General features: G+C 72.4%; 15 protein-coding genes. 8 read left to right on the plus strand and 7 right to left on the minus strand.

The annotated features are described in order from the left end of the window. Window positions 1-2 precede the first annotated feature (2 nt). From KME79_RS00685 to KME79_RS00700, 4 genes are all read right to left on the minus strand, one after another. On the minus strand, window positions 3-3,245 hold the full coding sequence (locus KME79_RS00685; protein WP_219542850.1) for a helicase HerA domain-containing protein: 3,243 nt from the start codon (window positions 3,243-3,245) through the stop codon (window positions 3-5). Further along, window positions 3,242-3,913 carry a hypothetical protein gene (locus KME79_RS00690; RefSeq protein ID WP_219542851.1) on the minus strand — a complete coding sequence of 224 codons (672 nt, stop codon included), beginning with the start codon at window positions 3,911-3,913 and terminating at the stop codon, window positions 3,242-3,244. The genes KME79_RS00685 and KME79_RS00690 overlap by 4 nt, the downstream gene beginning before the upstream one ends. 3 nt (window positions 3,914-3,916) lie before the next feature. Continuing rightward, window positions 3,917-4,966: an endonuclease domain-containing protein gene (locus KME79_RS00695; RefSeq protein WP_219542852.1), complete on the minus strand. Its 1,050-nt coding sequence runs from the start codon at window positions 4,964-4,966 to the stop codon at window positions 3,917-3,919. Window positions 4,967-5,033: 67 nt separating this feature from the next. Further along, the gene (locus tag KME79_RS00700) at window positions 5,034-5,822 is read right to left on the minus strand and encodes an intradiol ring-cleavage dioxygenase (RefSeq protein ID WP_148035487.1); all 789 of its coding nucleotides are present in this window, start codon (window positions 5,820-5,822) and stop codon (window positions 5,034-5,036) included. 140 nt (window positions 5,823-5,962) lie between these two features. On the opposite strand from KME79_RS00700, the gene KME79_RS00705 reads away from it, so the two are divergent. From KME79_RS00705 to KME79_RS00735, 7 genes are all read left to right on the plus strand, one after another. Continuing rightward, window positions 5,963-6,460: a hypothetical protein gene (locus KME79_RS00705; protein ID WP_308248727.1), complete on the plus strand. Its 498-nt coding sequence runs from the start codon at window positions 5,963-5,965 to the stop codon at window positions 6,458-6,460. Further along, window positions 6,460-7,866: a hypothetical protein gene (locus KME79_RS00710; RefSeq protein WP_219542853.1), complete on the plus strand. Its 1,407-nt coding sequence runs from the start codon at window positions 6,460-6,462 to the stop codon at window positions 7,864-7,866. The genes KME79_RS00705 and KME79_RS00710 overlap by 1 nt, the downstream gene beginning before the upstream one ends. Before the next feature lie 98 nt (window positions 7,867-7,964). Then, window positions 7,965-9,203: a VWA domain-containing protein gene (locus tag KME79_RS00715; RefSeq protein WP_372452397.1), complete on the plus strand. Its 1,239-nt coding sequence runs from the start codon at window positions 7,965-7,967 to the stop codon at window positions 9,201-9,203. Between the two features lie 10 nt (window positions 9,204-9,213). After that, a complete protein-coding gene (locus KME79_RS00720; protein WP_148035483.1) occupies window positions 9,214-10,329 on the plus strand; it encodes an ATP-binding protein in 1,116 nt (371 codons plus the stop codon). Next, the gene (locus KME79_RS00725; RefSeq protein WP_219542855.1) at window positions 10,326-13,043 is read left to right on the plus strand and encodes a DUF5682 family protein; all 2,718 of its coding nucleotides are present in this window, start codon (window positions 10,326-10,328) and stop codon (window positions 13,041-13,043) included. The genes KME79_RS00720 and KME79_RS00725 overlap by 4 nt, the downstream gene beginning before the upstream one ends. 173 nt (window positions 13,044-13,216) lie before the next feature. Then, window positions 13,217-13,885 carry a sensor domain-containing protein gene (locus KME79_RS00730; RefSeq protein WP_219542856.1) on the plus strand — a complete coding sequence of 223 codons (669 nt, stop codon included), beginning with the start codon at window positions 13,217-13,219 and terminating at the stop codon, window positions 13,883-13,885. 17 nt (window positions 13,886-13,902) lie between these two features. Further along, window positions 13,903-14,565: an AIM24 family protein gene (locus KME79_RS00735; RefSeq protein ID WP_219542857.1), complete on the plus strand. Its 663-nt coding sequence runs from the start codon at window positions 13,903-13,905 to the stop codon at window positions 14,563-14,565. Window positions 14,566-14,713: 148 nt separating this feature from the next. Here the strand turns inward: KME79_RS00735 and KME79_RS00740 are convergent, their stop codons facing one another. Continuing rightward, entirely contained in the window at window positions 14,714-14,908 is a 195-nt protein-coding gene (locus KME79_RS00740; RefSeq protein WP_219542858.1) for a hypothetical protein, read from the minus strand. 144 nt (window positions 14,909-15,052) lie between these two features. On the opposite strand from KME79_RS00740, the gene KME79_RS00745 reads away from it, so the two are divergent. Then, window positions 15,053-15,928 carry a hypothetical protein gene (locus tag KME79_RS00745; protein WP_219542859.1) on the plus strand — a complete coding sequence of 292 codons (876 nt, stop codon included), beginning with the start codon at window positions 15,053-15,055 and terminating at the stop codon, window positions 15,926-15,928. Window positions 15,929-16,039: 111 nt separating this feature from the next. Here the strand turns inward: KME79_RS00745 and KME79_RS00750 are convergent, their stop codons facing one another. Together KME79_RS00750 and KME79_RS00755 are read right to left on the minus strand one after the other, a co-directional pair. After that, window positions 16,040-16,600, minus strand: a complete 561-nt coding sequence (locus KME79_RS00750) for an alpha/beta fold hydrolase (protein WP_219542860.1) — start codon at window positions 16,598-16,600, stop codon at window positions 16,040-16,042. 4 nt (window positions 16,601-16,604) lie between these two features. Continuing rightward, window positions 16,605-17,867, minus strand: a complete 1,263-nt coding sequence (locus KME79_RS00755; RefSeq protein WP_219542861.1) for an FAD-binding oxidoreductase — start codon at window positions 17,865-17,867, stop codon at window positions 16,605-16,607. Window positions 17,868-17,947 lie beyond the last annotated feature (80 nt).

Raw genomic sequence — 17,947 nt, forward strand, 5'->3', positions numbered from 1 at the left:
CGTCAGCGGGCGGCGCGGGCCAGCACCTCCTCCGTCGTCAGCGGCGCCCTCGGGTGGTGGCTCAGGCACATCGGCGCCCGCGCCTTCACGAAGGCGCTCCCCTCCAGCGCCACGTAGAACTCGCCCGAGCTCAACCGGGCGATGTCCGGCGTCGAGCCGCCCTTGGCCCGCGCCATCTCCTTGGCCGCCTCGATGTGCACCGGCGCGTTCAGCAGGCCGAAGAACTGGGTGGCGGCGTTGCCGGGGATCTGGTTGTGCAGACCCTTGGGCGCCTGGGTGGCGAACACCAGGCCCAGACCGTACTTGCGGGCCTGCGACGCCAGCGCCAGCGTGCTGTGCGTGCAGGCCGTCACCCGCCCTCCGCCGGGGGCGAACGTCTGCGCCTCGTCCATCACGAACAGCCCGCCCAGCGGACGGTCGCCCGCCGGGTTCCTCCTGATCCAGGCGAACAGCGCCATCTGGAGCTGGCTGACGAAACTCTGCCGCTGCTCGTCGTTCGGCAGCCCGACGAAGCTGATCACCGAGACGCGCGCCCGCCTGCCCGGCGACGGCGTCAGCAGCACGCCGGGGTCCACCGGCTCGCCGCCACCGCCGAACAGCGGGTCGTTGTCCATCGCCGCCTGCAGCGACTGCGCCAGGTCGGCCGCCAGCCGGGGGGCGTCGGCCAGCTCGCTCACCCCGTCGGGCAGGTCGGCCAGCAGGGCGACGAACCCCTTGAGGCTCGACCCGCCCCCACGGCCGTAGTGCTCCAGCGCCTTGCGCAGCACCGCCCGGCCCAGATCCGCCTTCTTCGTCCGCGTGTCCACCTTCACCCGGGGCGCGATCGACGCCACCGCCGACTCCACCGCCTCGGCGAACTCGTCGGGGTCACCGGCCACCCCCGCGAAGTCCGGCAGCGGCTGGAAGCTGAGCGGCCTGCCCGCCGCGCGCCTCGGCGTCCAGACCACCACCTCGGTCCCGGCCAGATAGTCGGCGGCCTTCCCCTCGTCCCCGTCGAGCCAGCCCTGCGGCCGCTCCGGCCACCGGTCGCCCAGCCTGGCCAGGTCGTTGTTCGGGTCGAGCACGATGGCCGACACGCCGTGCATGGCGCACTCCTCGACCAGCCGCCTGATCAGCACCGTCTTGCCCGAGCCGGAACCGGCGAAGATCGCCGCATGCTTCCGCAACGCCTCCAGCTGCACCCGGACGGGCTGCCCGCTCCCGACGGTCCTCCCCAGGCGGACGTGGGGGGTGTCCTCACGGGATGGCGAGGGCGCCAGGGGACCGTGGGATGAAGGGGACGCGTCCTCTCTCCGTACGGCGGCGTCATCGGACGGAGCAGGCCCGGGGCCCGTCGGACCTGTCGGCCTCTCCTGCTCTTCGGCACGCCCGACGGCGGGATCGCCGGTCCTCAGGCCGTCGTCCCGGGTCGCGGGCGGGACGGTCCGGACATCCGCCAGGGCCTCGGCCAGGAAGGTGACCGCGCGGGTGGGACGGCGGGAGGCCAGCCACGACGCCAGCCCCGGCGGGTTCTCCGCGCGCAGATGCCTGAGCGCCGCCAGGACGCGCAGGTCGGTGTCGGTGAAGGACAGGGTCCTTCCGCCCGCGCGCTCGAAGGCGGCGACCACCTCCCGCGTCCGCGCCCCCTTCGACCAGTCCTGCTTACGCAGCAGGAACAGCCGCCGCTTGGGCACCTCGGCGTCCAGACCGGCCGCCACCGACGCCTTGCGTATCCGGTTGAGCGCCGAGACCGCGTGCTCGGCGGTGATCGCCCGGAAGGCCCAGTGAGCCTCGTCCTCCGTCGTCTCGTCCAGCGTGAACCGCAGCCGCGCGTGCAGGGGCGGCTTGGCGCTGGGCGGCGGGTCGACGCTGAACGCCTGGCCGTCCTCGCCCTGTTCGGTGATCCACGCGGCCAACCCGGCCGCCAGCAGCGCGGGCATCAGCACGTCCTCGGTGGCGCCGTTCACGTCAGGGGCTTCCCCGGCGTCGCGGAGCGTGGCGAAGCGGGCGTCCAGCCCGGCGAGCGCCGCCGCCTCCGTGACGGCCGCGGTACGTGCGGGCTCCTCGACCGGAGGCTGCGGTCGCGCGGTGAGGCTGGTCAGCTCCGACACCTCGCCGCTGAGCAGGCATGCCCGTACGTGCTTGTCGATCGTGATGAGCAACTGCCGCGCGGTGAACCCGGGCGCCTCGTCGAACGCCTCCGGCCGCACGGGCCAGGTCGGGTACGGCGGCTCGACCCCGGCCGCCCCGTACTGCACGCCGAACCGCTTGGCGACCAGCTCGCGCGCGGTCTCGGGGTCAGGGATGGTCATGAGCTGCACGGCCGTACGGAACCGGTCGCGGACCGTGTCGACCGCCATCCGCTCGACGAGCGTCCAGGTCTGGGGGATGCACGAGACGACCGTCATGGTGCGCCTGGTCACCTCGCGCAGCGCCATCAGGCCGCCGGCGATCCGCTCCAGGAGCAGCTTGTCGCCGTGGCCGTCATCCGTCGCGGTGTCGGTCGAGATCCTGGACTGGGCGATCAGCGGGTCGATCTGGTCCACCGCGATGATCGTCGGGCCGGTGAGCGCCAGCAGGTGGGAGACGTCCCTGACGATCTCCTGCGGCGACTTGTTGATCGGCCGGATGCCCCAGCGGGCCCGGTCGCCGGTCTCGCCCTCCGGCATCGCGTACAGGAAAGCCTCGCCGAGGTCCTGCAGGGCCGGGTCGGGGGAGGCGTAGAGCACCAGCGCCCGCGCGGTGTCCTGACACTCGCGCCCGACCTTCTCGTCCATCGCCCGCAGCGCGTGGACGAACGCGTCGAGCTCCTCCCTGGACAGGGTCTTCTTGCCGGTCACGGCCCTGCGGGCCATCCGGGACAGGTCGGCGCGCGCGGCCAGTCGTGACAGGAACGCCCTGAGCTGCGTCTCACCGCCCTCGCCCGGCCGGGAGAAGCTGTCGAGGAGCGACACCATGACGCTCTCCCAGAACTCCTTGGCGTCCAGCAGCCCGACCAGCACGAAGTAACCGCCCTGGCGCTGGGTCACCTCGCGCAGCCAGCCGAGCAGGTGGGTCTTGCCGGTGCCGCGCTGGCCCTGCAGGACCACGCCGATCGGGCTCGTCTCCCGCTGGCCGCCGGCCTCAGCCAGGCCGTCGAGCAGGATCTTCGCCGAGTGCCCGTGCAGCCCTTCGACGTGGAACGCCGAGGGCCGCCAGACGTCGTCGGCGCCCTCGGTGTAGTTGAAGCTGAGCGCGGTGAGCGCCTCGGTGCCGGGCCCTGTCATGCTTCCCCGATCCACAGCAGGTGCTTCTCCTGACCCCCGATGATCACCCCGGCTTCCCGGTCCGCGGGCGTGAGGATCTTCTGGTTGGACTCGGGGACGATGTTCACGTCCGGCAGCCGTTCCAGCCGGACGAGCGCGGCGTCGACCTCGTCCCTGGGCGCGTCGCCGAGCAGGGGACGCAGCCGGGCCAGCCCCACCCAGGAGCCGGGCCGGGGAGCCAACCGCGCGTACGCGGCGCGGATCCGCGCGTCCAGGTCTCCCGGTAGCAGCCCGACCGGCTCGTCCACCGGGGCCTCCTCTCCAGACGGAGCGGTTTCCAGGGGCGTGGACACGTCGGCCAGTCGCAAGCCGGAACGGTCCATGTACTTCCGCAGCCAGCCCTGCAGGCCACGGGCGATCACCTTCGGCGAGCCGGTCATCGCGGGAAGCGCTCCGGCGCGCAGATCCTCCTCAAGGCGAGCCCAGCCGCTGTCGGTGAGCATGTGCACGTACGTCCGGCCCTGCCGCCAACTGTCGACCAGCTTCAGCTCGTTGAGCTTGAGACGTCTCTTGCCGTCGATGGTCAGGCCGTGCCGCTCCTTGAGGTCGGGGTTGGAGATCTCGGCGTTCTCCTCGGCCAGCGCCATCAGCGCGGCGAATTCAGGGAGCGACAGCTTTCGCTCTGACATGTTTCATCCTTCTTGAGAGACTCGACGGTTCCGCAGGAAAAGCTCGATGTGACGGACCACGGCCTGGGGATCGGTCAGCACCTGGACATCGGTGAACCGGAGCACGGCGTAACCGGCGATCTGCAGGCGCACATCACGGGCGCGGTCGGTGGTGAACTTGTCCAGCTCACGGTGATCCGGCCCGTCCAGCTCGACGACGCACCACTCGTCCTGCCACACCAGGTCGGCCCGTACCGGAGAGGCCAGGGCGCCGGGGTGGATCGTCTGGTTCCAGGCCCGGCCGGCGGCCCACGCGCACCCGCTCAGCGCGGCCTCCAGCGCGTGCTCCGCGGCGCTCGCCGGGTGCGGGCGGCCGGCGACGGGCGGGTGGCCGGTCCTGCCCGGGGTGATCTGCTGTTCGGGACGGGAGGCGGCCTGGCTCGGCGCTTCCGCGACGAGGACGGTCTCCACCCGGTCCACGGCGGGGAGCGGTCCCGAGAGCCAGATGCCCAGCCCGGCGCGGTGCGCCAGCCACTCGCCCGCTGCGACCAGGGCTTCCTGACCGGCGGGCGACAGCCCTTCCGGCACGTCAACCAGGAGCGCCGCGCCGGGCCTGGAGAAGGCGGCGGCCAGCGCCCTGGCCAGCCCCGCGGCCCGCACCTCCGGCGGGAACCCGCTGGGCCGGATCTCGGGGGAGAGGCTGGCCCGCAGGTCCGGGAGCCGGCCGGGGCGGGCGCGCAGGGCGCGTGCCGCCAGCTCGGCGAGGAACGGTCCGAAGTGGGCGCTGGTGGCGGCGGTGCGGAGGGCGAGGGTGCGTACGGCGGCCAGGCCCGCCCCGCCGGGCCCGTCGATGCCCTCGGCGTCCGGCAGCCAGGCGGGGAAGAGGCCGAGCACCGTGGCGTCCAGCTCGTCCAATATCGCGGAGGCCAGCGCCTTCGGGGAGCGCGCCTCCCGGGCGGTGCAGGTGAGGATCGCGGGGGCCTCGCGGGGCAGCGAGTCGACGGCGAGCGGCAGCGGGCCGGCGCCCTCCAGGCGCACGACCTTGCCGGTCGGTAACGCAGCCCAGGACCGCACCGCTCGCCCCCGTCGTCAGCCGGACTCGGACAGTGGTGGCGACGTTATACGCCACCCCGCGCGGCTGTCACCCGCTATCGCCGTCCGGGTCCGCGGCGAGCACGATCGCGCCCACATAGCCGTCGCCGTCGGGGGTGACCTTCATGAGCATCTCGTCCCGGAAGATGCCGTCGCCGTCGTTGCGGGTGTCCCGCTCGCCCCGGGCCGCGTACGGCCGCCCCGCCAGGACGCGGTCGTTGAGCGCCTCGTCGAACATCATCTGCGTGGTCAGCACCCGGGCGTCGCTGACGTGCACCATCGCGTGGATGTGCACGCAGCGGCCCCGGTACCAGCCGGGCCAGATGGTGGTGAACTCGACGACGCCGTCGGCGTTCGTGACCTGGGCGCCGCGCAGGTAGCGCTCGTCGTCCTGCGGGTCGAGGTCGGGCGACGAGGCCGAGAGCGCGCCGCCGCCTCGGGACATCGCCTCGGCGCCCGAGTAGAGGCCGCCCGCGTCGCAGTGCCAGATCTCCACCACCGCGTCCTTGATCGGCCGGCAGCTCCCGCTGTCCTGCACCTTGACGGCCACCCGGAGCCGGACGCCCTCCCGGTCCTCACGGATGTCGGCGCGGACCTTGTCGGCGTCGAAGTAGTACGGCCCCGCGGTGGTCGCGGGGGTCAGCGTGCAGGTGTTCGCGCCGTCGAAGAGCGAGGTGAGGTCCTGGGCGGTGGTCGCCTGAGGGGTGACGGACTCGCCGGTGGAGGTGGTGACCGGCTGCCCCGTGCACGCGGCGATCAGCCCGCCGAGCCCGAGAGAGCCGATGCCCGCGATCATCCGCCGCCTGCTGACGCGCTGCCCTTCGTGATCGTGTCCCATATCGCTCCCTTCGATGGGGTTTCGACGTTAGGTGAGTCACATGAAGGTCTGCTGAGAGAGATCCACCGGTCTTTGTCGGTGAGGTTCGCTACATTCCGGTTCCGTTGATCATTGCCGAGCCCGGCTGGAGGTCGTTGACCGTGCCCGCTGACCCGACCGTGTGGGACCAGAGCAGCGTGACGTGCGTGGTGCCGCCCGTCCAGCCGCGCAAGCTGGCCAAGGTGCCGTTCGTCGAGCTGGCCGACGGCAGGCTGCAGGGGGTGGTGTCGAGCGGTTCCGACATCGCTCGCGTGTACGTCTCCTCGATCGCCGCCGGATCCCACGACTTCAACTGCAGCACCAACAACAACCGCCCGTGCGGCGGTCTCTACGGCTCGCTCTGCAAGCACCTGCGGTCGCTGGTGGACGAGGCGGTCGTGCAGTACGGAGCGGAGCGGGTCGCCCGATACCTCCGGGTCGAGGGGGCCGAGACCGTGGCGTCCGGGGCCGACCTGGCGGCCAGGCTGGGCGGGCAGCAGGAGTCGCAGCCGGCGGCCGTGGTGTTCAGCCGGTTCCTGCGCCACCTGGGCTACCTGGAGCTGCCGGTCACCACGGCGCCGCTCGCGGAGATGCACTGGTTCCCCGGGACGGTGCGCTGATGCTCGGGATGCAGCTGAACGACCTGGTCGGCGGGCTGCCCGACGGCCTCGCCGAGGCGCTGGAGCTGGTCGACGGCTTCGACGACGCGCTGTCCCACGGCTTCGGCCGGGTGGGCGAGCAGCGGGCCGCGGCGATCGCCGCGCTGGCCGGAGCGGTGGCGGCGACGCCGCTGGGCGACCGGGTGGCGGAGGCGGCCGCGAAGGTGCCGGCCGGATCGGTGAGCGGCGAGCACCTGACGGCCCTGGCCGCCGCGCGGTCCGCCCTCCTGGGCGCCGCCCACGACGCCCTCCTGACCCGGCTGGACGAGTCGCTGGGCAGGACGAGGTCTCCCTCCGGCCCGCCCGCCACCGGCGACTCGTCCGTACCGGGAAATCTGCTCGTCGGGTGCCGGTCGTGGCTGTACGAGCTGGCCATCACCGGGTGGCGGGGAGTGGGGCACGATCTGGCCGCCGCCGGTGACCAGGCCATCGAGGCCGTGCTCGCGGAGCCGGGGGCGCGCCGGCTGGCGGTGCTGCTCGACGGGCTGGCCGCCGAGCTGCGTGACTCGTCGCCGGTGTCCACGATGGAACGGCTGCCCTTACGGCGCTGGGCCGACCTGTGGACGCGGGCCACGCTGCTGGCCGAGCCCGGCTGGCCGGGGTCGGGGGAGGGCGCCGAGACGGTGTCGGGGCGGTTGCTGCCGCTCGGGGCGGACGTGCACGAGCACGGCACCGCCGTCCAGGTGCAGGTGCACGCGGTGCTGGAGCCCGCCGGCGGCGGGACGTCCCGGCTGGTACGGGTGAGCGTCGCCGCGGGCAAGGTCGACACCATCACCGGGCCGGCCGTGTGGGGGTTGTTCCAGGCGTATCCGGTGCTGCTGGCGACGCTGGCCAAGCATCTGGCCGCGGAGATCGACGGCATGCCGTTGCTTCCCGGCGGCGACCTGGTCTGGCAGGAGGAGAAGGCCACCGCGGCCGAGCTCACCGACCCGTTCGCCACCGCCCGGGTGCTGCTCGCGGGCGCGGTGGCCGGGGAGACCCCGCCGCTGGACCGTCACCCGGCGCGCGTCGCGGAGCCGGTCCTGGTGGAGGGATACAAGGCGGCCAAGGCCGGCGGCGGGGTCACGCTCACGCTCGACGGCGCCACCTTGCCGTTCGCCACCGGGCGGCTGCCGGGGTGCGGGCCGCTCACTCCCGAGCTGCTCGCCGCCTCCACCGCTTGCGTCGGGCTGCTGCGCTGGGACGCCGGGGGGTGGCTGCTGCAGCCGCTCGCCGTCCAGGCCACGGTCAAGAAGAAGCCGGTCGCCGCGCACAACGGCGACTGGGCGCTGGGCACCACCGACCCCAAGGCGGCCAAGGCGCTGGCCAAGACGGGCGACCCGGTCGGCGTGCTCCGCGAACGAGCGGGACGGCTGCTGCGCAAATGACCACCGACCACAACCCCACCGGCGACGCGACCGCCCACGGCGACGCGACCGCCCACGACGCCGCCGAGGCGAATCGGCGGCAGGTGCTGCTCTGGCGGATGCTGGCCCGCGTGTTCGGCGCCGACGAGCAGCCCGCACTGGAGTCCGCGAGCGTCGCCATCGTCGAGGACCTCGGGCTGCCGGCCCAGCTGCTCGACCCGTCCGTGTCCGTGGACAACCTGGTGCAGCGCTTCCCCGAGCTGGGCCCCGAGTTCCGCGGCCTCATGACGGGCGACGACGACCGTGACCGCGCCCGTACCGCGGCGCTCGCCGCCAAGCTGCTGCTCAACTTGTTCGCGACCGGCACGGGCGACGTCACCGCCACCCGGCTGGCCGCCTGGCAGCAGGACGCGGGCTGGTTCGAGCAGGCGCTCGGCTGCGAGGCCGGCGAGCTGCGCGCCCAGCCGGGGCAGAGCGAGCTGGGCGGGATGCTCGCCGGGCTGGAAGGCGACCTGGTGCGCCGGATGCGGCTGCGCGAGGTGCTCGCCGACCCCGCGCTGGCCAGGCAGCTCACGCCCAGCATGTCGCTGATCGAGCAGCTGCTGCGCGACAAGTCCAACCTGTCGGGGGTGGCGCTGGCCAACGCCAAGGCGCTGATCCGCCGGTTCGTGGACGAGGTCGCCCAGGTGCTCCGCACCCAGGTGCAGCAGACGAGCGTGGGCGCCGTCGACCGTTCGGTGCCGCCCAAGAGGGTCTTCCGCAACCTCGACCTGGACCGGACGATCTGGAAGAACCTCACCAACTGGAACGCCGAGGACGAGCGGCTGTACGTCGACAAGCTCTTCTACCGGCACACCGCCCGCCGCACCACCCCCGCCCGTCTGATCGTGGTCGTCGACCAGTCGGGCTCGATGGTGGACTCGATGGTCAACTGCACCATCCTGGCCTCGATCTTCGCCGGGCTGCCCAAGGTCGACGTCCACCTGATCGCCTACGACACCAGGGCACTCGACCTGACGCCGTGGGTGAGCGACCCGTTCGAGGTGCTGCTCCGTACCAAACTCGGCGGCGGCACGAACGGGACGGTCGCGATGACCCTGGCCCGCCCCAAGATCGTCGACCCGCGCAACACCGCGATGGTGTGGATCTCTGACTTCTACGACGTCCGCGACCTGCAGCGGGAGTTCGAGGCCGTGCACCGCTCCGGGACGAGGTTCATCCCCGTCGGGTCGGTGACCAGCTCGGGCCATCAGAGCGTGGACCCGTGGTTCCGCCAGAAACTGAAGGACCTGGGCACGCCCGTCATCTCGGGAAACATCAACAAACTCGTGTTCGAGCTCAAGAGCTTCCTCACCTAGGAGATACGCCATGACCGATGAGATGCTGCGTGCCCCCGCCGAGGCCAAGTACGCCGAAGAGCTCGACTGGCTGGAGTCGGTCGACGACGGGCCCAAGCCGTTCTCCTGGCGGCTCAGCCCGCGCATGGTCCGGCTGTTCGTGCTCGGCTCCGAGCGCTCCGACGGCCTCGACCGGGAGATCAAGCAGAAGTGGTTCGGCGACCGGAGCTTCGTCGAGCGCGCCATCGTCACGCTCGCGTCCGACCGCGGCCTGCTGCTGATCGGCGACCCCGGCACCGGCAAGAGCTGGCTGGCCGAGCTGCTGTCGGCGGCGATCTGCCGCAACTCGACGCTGGTCGTGCAGGGCACCGCCGGCACCACCGAGGACCACATCAAGTACTCGTGGAACGTCTCCATGGTGATCGCCAAGGGCCAGTCGCGCCAGTCGATGATCCCGTCCCCGATCATGACCGCGATGGAGCAGGGCGTGATCGGCCGGTTCGAGGAGCTGACCCGCTCCACCAGCGACGTGCAGGACGCGCTGATCTCGATCCTGTCGGAGAAGTACGTGTCCATCCCCGAGCTGGACGACGACAACATCGTCTTCGCCAAGCCCGGCTTCTCCATCATCGCCACCGCCAACAGCCGCGACCGGGGCGTCAACGACCTGTCGTCGGCGCTCAAACGGCGCTTCAACTTCGTCCGCATCCCGGTCGTGACCAACAAGCGGAGCGAGGCGGAGATCGTCCGCTTCCGCACCACCGAGCTGCTGCGCAGGCACCGCATCGAGCTGGAGGTGCCGCCGTCGCTGCTCGACATCCTGCTGCAGAGCTTCGCCGACCTGCGCGCCGCCGCCCAGTCGGCGACCAGCGACGACGAGAAGCTGGAGTCGGCGCTGTCCACCGCCGAGCAGATCGGCGTGCTGGAGGACGCGATCCTGCACAGCAACTTCTTCGGCGACAGCACGCTGCGGGCTTCGACGCTGGCCGGGTCGCTGGTCGGCTCGCTGGCCCGGCGCAGCCCCGAGGACCTGGCCATACTCAACAAGTTCTGGCACGGCGTGGTCGAGCCGCGCAGCAAGAAGGACGGCGGCGAGTGGCAGGGCTTCCTCGAAGGCGGCCGCCAGGCGATCGCCACGCTCTCATGAGCCCGTTCGCCGCGCTGCGCGAGCAGCTGCACGCCGCCGCCGAGACCTTCGCCGACGGGCCCGGCGCGCTCTCCGGCATCCTGTCGGGCCTGGTCGACGACGTGGACCGGGCGCTGGCCGAGCCGCTGGAGATCTTCCCGGTCTGCCACCACTCCCCGGCCTCGGCGCTGGCCATGGCCAGGAGGCTGCGCGAGAAGCAGCCCGAGGTCGTCTACCTGGAGCTCTGCGAGGACCTGCGGCCGGTGCTCGACGAGCTGCGCAACTGCCGGCTGCCGGTCGCGCTGCAGGCGTTCGCCACCGAGCTGGACGGCTTCCCCGAGGGCTGGGGCCCGCTCAACGTGGTCGCGCCCATCACCGAGGCGTCCGCCGAATACCAGGCCATCGCGTACGCGCTCGACACGCCCGGCGTGGAGCTGGTGCTGGTGGACCGCTCGGCCGACCACGTCTACCAGTGGCTGCCGCAGGAACGTCCGGACGAGTCCGTCGGCATCGAGATCGGCGACCTGCGGCCCCGCTTCGCCGAGCTGGAGCGGCACCTGCTGCACCACGCCAAGGTCCGCCACTGGTCCGAGTGGTGGGACCAGTACGTGGAGCAGCCGCTCTCCGGAGCCGACTACGCCACCTACCGGCAGGTCATGGTGCTGATCGGCAGCCTGTTCCGGCGGCTGACCCCGGAGGACTCGCCCCGGCTGGCCGGCGACGAGGAGCGCGAGCGCCACATGTGGACGCGCATGCGCGAGCACCTGGCCGCCTCCGGCGCCGACCCCGGGCGCTGCCTGTACGTGTGCGGCGCCTTCCACGCCGCCAGCCGGGTCGAGGAGTTCGGCCTGCACGCGGCGGAGCCCGCCTACGAGGTCACCCCGCGCACCGGCACGACCTGGCAGTACGGGATCGTCCCGGCCAGCCACTCGGCCGTCGAGGCCCAGTTCGGGCTGGCACCCGGCTCGGTGTCGATCGCCGCCGCCACCTATGCCAAGGCGGTCACCCGAGGCGGCGTCAAGACCTACCAGCTCAAGGGCCGGCAGGCGACGACCAGGCCGCGCAAGGCGGCTCCGGCCGCGGAGGGGCCGGTGACCGACCGGCTGACCGGGTTCCTGTCGAGCCCGCCGGCGCTGGACGCGCTGGACGAGGCCGAACTGCTCGGCTGGTGCGTCGACATCGTCCGGCTGGCCCGACGCAACGGCTACCTGGCCAGCACCGCCGACGCCATCGCAGTGTTCGAGACGTCGATCCTGCTGGCCGGGATGCGCAACCGCGCCAGGCCCACCCCGTACGACTTCCAGGACGCGGCCGTCACCTGCATCGAGAAGGACGCCGTGCCCGGCCGCAGGGACGTCGCGCAGCTCTGCGAGATCCTGCTCGGCGGCGACCGGATCGGCGAGGTCGGCTACGCCGCGCTGCCGCCGCTCGCCCAGGACGTCTACGACCGGCTGGAGCCGCTCGGCGTCGACGTGCGGAAGCGGGCCGTGCACCGGGTGCTGCTCGACTTCGGCACCGACCCCGAGCTGGAGCCCTGCTCCCACCTGCTGTGGATGCTGCGCCGCCTGATGCCGGACGGCGCGGTGCGGCCGATCATGGGCAACCGCGCGCTGGGCGAGCGGTCCAGGCAGGAGAGCTGGGACGTCGCCATCGGCCACCACCAGCGCGCGCTCATCGAGCTCGGCTACGAGGGCGTCACCGTCGAGCAGGTGCTGGAGCAGCGGCTGCGCAAGATGGTGACGGACCCCGAGGCCACCGCCGCCGTCGCGCTGGAGGCGGTGGAGGAGTCCATCGTGCTCCTCGGGAGCCGCCGGTTCACCGAGGAGCTCGGGGCGCGGGCGGTGGAGCTGCTGGCGGCCGAGCGCACCGTCGACGACGCGCCCGACGTGCTGCGCCGCATCCGCCGGCTGCTCACGCACTACCGGTCCGCCGAGCCGGCGCTGCCCGCCTGGGTCGAACGGTTCGTCACCACCGGATACGCGCACTACTGCACGCTGCTGCCGAGCGCCTTCGTGGCCGACGACACCGGGGTGCGGCAGGTGGCGGCCATGCTGGGGTTCCTGTCCGGGATGGAGAGCCTGGCGATCTCGCTCGGCTGCGACCGCGCCCAGCTGGAGCTGGCGGTCAAGCAGTCGCACCCGGAGACGCCGGGCAAGGTCGCGCTGCTGTGGGCGGCCAGGTTCCAGCTCGGCCTGCTGTCGTCGGCGGAGCTGCGGGCGCGCTGCGCCGAGCTGCTGGCCAACCCGCTGGTGGTGCCGTCGTTCCCGCAGTACCTGAGCGGTTTCGTGCAGGCGCTCGAACCCGCGCCCGCGCTGACGCCGTTCGTGGTCGAGCTGATCTCCGACGCCTTCGCGACCCTGCCCGACAGCGTGCTGCTGCCGTGGCTGCCCAAGCTCATCACCACCCTGAAGGACGAGGCCGCCGAGCTGGTGCCGGTTCTCGTACGCGAAGCCGGACGGACGTTCCCCGGCACGCTCGCGGCGGTGGACGCGTGGACCCCGCCATGGACCGCCGCCCCCGCCCCCACCCCCGTCCCCACCCCGGCAGGCGGCCCGGTCACGGACCTGCTCACCGCCCACCCGGCCACCACCGACGCGCTCGCGGCCCTGCTGGGCTGCGACGGCACCTGGCAGGCCACCGGGGCGACCGGCCCCGGCCCCGGCCCGGCAGGTGACCTCCTGACCCGCCACCCGGCGGCGACCGACGCACTGGCGGCCCTGCTGGCACCGCGTTGACGACAGCGGGGAGCGCGGTGGCGGCCGTGCCGTGCTGACAAGCCGTGCTGACAAGCCGTGCTGACAAGCCGCGCTGTGGAGCGCTGACCGCCACGGGGGTAGGGATAGCCCTACCCCCGTTCCGCCTGCTCGCGGGACTGATTCGGCCGCCGCCGATCCATAGCGTTGCCGGTATGACGACCCTCCAGCAGCGCATCGCCGCCGACTCCCGCTACCTGCTCCTGTCCTTCCCCACCGCCCTCGTCTCGTTCCCGCTGGTCGTCGCCGGTGTCTCCGCCGGGCTGGGCGCCGCCGTCGCGTTCGTCGGGCTGCCCGTGCTGGCCGCCACCGCCGGGCTCGCCAGGAACGTCGCCGACGTCGAGCGGGCCTCCCTGCCCGGCGTGCTGGGTCACCCCGTCGCCCGTCCCCGCTACCGCGAGGCGCCCGTCTGGGCCGGGTGGTTCCGCCGGATGATGAACCCGCTGGCCAGCGGTCAGGCGATCATGGACCTGCTGCACGTGATCATCGCCTTTCCGATCGCCGTCGCTGGGTTCGTGGTGGCCGCCGTCTGGTGGGTGGGCACGCTGGCCGGGCTGACCTTCCCGCTGTACGGGTGGATCATCGCGGGCATTCCCGGGGCCGTCGAGACCGGATTGCCCGACCTGCTCGGGTTCGGCGCCGGCCCGGCGCTGTTCGTGGTCTGGAACACGGTGATCGGCCTGCTGTTCGCCATCACCCTGGCCCCCGTGCTGCGCGGAACCGCTCTGGTGAAGGCGAGCCTGGCCGAGCTGATGCTCACCCGGCCCGCTCTCGCGCGCCCCGCCGCCGCGCCGCATATCGTGGACCAGAGGATCCCCGCCTGATCTTGAAGGGTAAACCCGTGCGCAGCCCAATCTTCGGCAACCTCGACACCCGGCAGCTCCCGCCCGGCTTCGCCCTGCAGAACGGCAAGATGCTCCGGGTCGAGCTCCCCGAAGTGCTCGCCAAGCAGGGGTCGATGGTCGCCTTCCAGGGCAACTGGGACTTCGACTACGAAGGCTCCGGCGGGCTGGGCAAACTGTTCAAGAAGGCCATGACCGGCGAGGGCGCCTCGCTCATGCGGGTGCGCGGGCAGGGCGCGCTCTACCTCGCCGACAACGCCGACGACATCCACCTGTTCTACCTCGAGAACGAGGGCCTGACCGTCAACGGCCGCAACCTGCTCGCCTTCCAGCCGCAGATCAGCTGGGACATCCAGCGGGTGCAGGGGGCCGGAGTCGCGGCGGGCGGGCTGTTCAACACCACGCTCACCGGCACCGGATGGGTCGCCGTCACCACCCACGGCACCCCGGTCATGCTCGACGCGAGCCGCATGCCGACCTTCGCCGACGGGCAGTCGGCCGTGTGCTGGAGCGCCGCCCTGCACGTCGGCGTCAACCGCACCTTCAAGGCCGGCGCGCTGATCGGCCGGGGCAGCGGCGAGGCCATGCAACTGGCCTTCCAGGGCCAGGGTTTCGTCCTGGTCCAGGCCAGCGAGGGCCCGCTGGTGCCGAAGCCCGCCTGACGACACCGGCGCGCCCCAGGCAGCCGATGCCAAGTCACCCGCAAGCCGCGGTCGCCATTCTGTCCCGCATGGGAAACTTCCCGCGGATCGTCCTGATCCTGCTCTGGCTGGCGGTCTGCCTGGCGCCGATCCCGGTGGCGGTGCCCGACTACCTGCTCACGCTCGGCCACACCGGCACGCCCGGGACGCTCACGGTGGTGTCCTGCGAGTCGCTGGGCCGGGGCCGGTACGACTGCCGCGGCCGGTTCGTCCCCGACGACGGCGGCCGGCCCGTGATGGTGGCGACCTCCCCCGACTCGGACGCGGGCGACGTGACGCACGCCCGCCTCACCCCCGACGGCACCCGCGCGCTCCCCGACGGGCTCAAGGGCGCGCTCGCCGTCTCCGCCGTCCCGGCCGCCGGGCTCGCCGGTCTCGGTTTCCTCCCGTACGTGCTCGCGTACTGGTGGGGTGGACCGCGGGCGCGCAGACGGGCGGTATCTTCGCCATGGTCACCGCTCTTCACGAGGGGCTCATCGGCATCACCACTCTCGATCCGGAAGAGACCGCGCGCACACTCCGCACGCTGTTCGGCTTCCGCATCCCCTCATCCACTTCTGAAGTCATCTCCAACGAGCTGTCGGAGATAAGCCCTTCTGTCTATCGGGCAGACGCCGCACTCCTCTTCACCGAAGGAAAGGTCAAACTGGCGGTCATCACCGAGGTGCAACGTCAGCGCGACGACACCAAACACTGGACGTGGCTGGCCTACATCGCCAACATGCGTGCCCGCGACCGCTGTCAGGCGTTGCTGGTCGTCATCTGCCCCAACCGCGCCGTCGCCGCATGGGCGTCCCAGCACATCCAGACCGGCCATCCGGGCCTGGTCCTGCGTCCCTTCGTGATCGGCCCCGATAACACGCCCGTCATCACCGACGTAGCCGAGGCCGTCGGCAACATCGGCCTGGCGGCTATCGCTGCGATCACCCATAGTGAGAACCCGCAGATCAAAGCCATTCTCGCCACCCTGACAGAAGCCCTGGACCACATCGACCCGGAGAAGGCAGGACGCTACGCTGAGTATGTCACCGTGGCACTGGCGGGGGACGCGCAGAAAGAAATGGAGCGGCTCATGGCCACACAGACCTACCTCTACCAGGGCGAATATGCACAAAGCCTCATGGCGAAGGGCGAGGCCCGGGGTGAGGCCCGGGGTGAGGCCCGGGGTGAGGCCAAAGGGCTGCTCGTCGTGCTGGAGGCGCGCGGGTTCCGGGTGACCGAGGACGACCGGGATCGGATCATGTCCTGCACCGACATCAAGACGTTGGAAAGATGGCTGCAGCGGGCCGCGCTGGTCGACTCCGTGGACAAGCTCTTCGAGTGAGACACTCGGCCAGGGTTCTCCCACCGCCCAGGAGACGCTCCGCGTACTTCGGGTCACGCTGGCTCTCAGCAGCGGGCGACCGCATGGTCGGAGCCGGTGACCTGGGGAATCTCAGGTGGTGAAGCCGTCCTGCCGGACGCCTTCGGAGAGGACGGCCGCCAGCGGGGGGTTTCCGATGACGCGCACCGGCACCGTCAGCCACGTCCAGCGGGCGGCGGCGAGATCCGCCGGGATCGGCGCTTCAGCGTGGGAGACCAGTCGCCGCAGCGCGGCCTCGATGCGGGTGTCGGCCGCGCGGCCCTCATCGTGGGAGTGATCCGGGCAGGTGGCGGGGACGAGGGGTCCCAGGCCGGCTATGGCGAGACAGGCGAGGGGCGGGAGGCGACGGGCGGCCTCCAGGGCGAGGACCGCCCCCGGACCCCACCCGGCCAGCGCCACGGTGCCCCCGACGGCCGTCAGGACCGCCAGGAGGTCCTCCACTTCCCGCGCCACCGCGTAAGGGGCGGTCGTCCCGCTGCCGCCGGTGCCCCGCCGGTCGTAGCGGTATACGGTGAAACGCTCCGCCAGCAGGGCCGCCGCCCGATCGGGGAACCCGGCCAGGACCACCGCAGGTCCCTCCCCGTCCGTGCGGTACGCGATGGACGTCCCGTCGCAGGACGTGACCCGGGGCACGACGTCACCGGGGCGCGATGTTGAGGTTGAGCCGGAACAGGTTGTCCGGGTCGTACGTACGCTTCACCTCGGCCAGCCGGGCGTGATCGGCTTCGGTGTACGCGTCCGCGACCCGCCCGGCGTCGGCCAGGAAGTTGAGGAACGTGCCGCCGGTCCCGTGCGGCGACAGCGCGTCGGCCATGCCGGCGAGCCGTTCGCTGACGATGACCGAGAACGCCGCGCCCCGGTGCCCGACCGGCCCCGCGTCCGGGCCTGGACGGGACATCGCGCCGCCCCAGTGCCTGATCTCCACGGTGGCGTGCCGCCCGGCCTCCACCAGCGTGCCGATCACCGCGTCCGGCAGGTCGTGGAAGAAGTCGAGGTAGCGGGCCGGGGTGCCGCCCATGGCCGCGTCCGCGTACCGGACCGGCCGCACCTCGTCCCTGATCGCCGGCCCGGCCGCCTCCCACAGCGGCCGGAGCACCCGGTCGCCCCGCTCGGGCGCTCCCGCGTACATGGCCTTGATCCCGAGCACCCGCTCGGTCCCGCCCGGCAGCGTGGTGAGCATGACCGCCGTGCTCACCTCGTCGGGGGCCTGCGCCGCCCACGCGCGGTAGTGGGCCAGGGTCTCGGCCGCTCGCTCGTACGGGAAGAAGGCGATCCCGGCATGGACCAGGTCGACCGGGTAGAGCCGGAACTCCAGCGAGGTGACGATCCCGAAGTTGCCGCCTCCGCCGCGCAGCGCCCAGAACAGGCCGGCGTGCCGGTCGGCGTCCGCCGTGACGGTCCGGCCGTCGGCGGTGACCACCTCGGCGCTCACCACGCTGTCGGCCGCGAGCCCGTACCTGCGCGCCAGCCACCCGACCCCGCCGCCGAGCGTGTAGCCCGTCACCCCGACGTCGGGCGACGACCCCGACAGCGGCGCCAGCCCGTACGCCGCGGCCTCCCGCAGCACCCGCCCCCACCGCACGCCGGGCCCGACCCGGGCCACCCGCCTCACCGGGTCGATCTCCACCCGGTCCAGCGCCCCCGTGCGCAGCAGGATCCCGCCGTCGGCCGGCACGTGCGTCCCGTGCCCGGTGGCCTGCACGGCCAGCGGCAGCCCGCACGTCCTGGCGGACACCAAGGCGGCCCGCACGTCCTCCGTCCGCGCCGCCTCCGCGACCATGACGGGCCGCGCGTCGACCGCCGGGTTCAGCGACTGCCGGCCCAGCTCGTAGCCCTCGTCACCCGGCAGGTGCACGGCACCGGTGAAGCCGTCGATCCGGTCGGCGATGTTCGTCAGCATGATGCGTCCCTTCGGTGGTTGACCTGATCTCAGACTCCTGCGGCACGCCCGCGGGGGCATCCGTATAGACCACGGATCCA

It is taken from the genome of Nonomuraea harbinensis, from assembly GCF_019396385.1.
Classification (GTDB): domain Bacteria; phylum Actinomycetota; class Actinomycetes; order Streptosporangiales; family Streptosporangiaceae; genus Nonomuraea; species Nonomuraea ferruginea.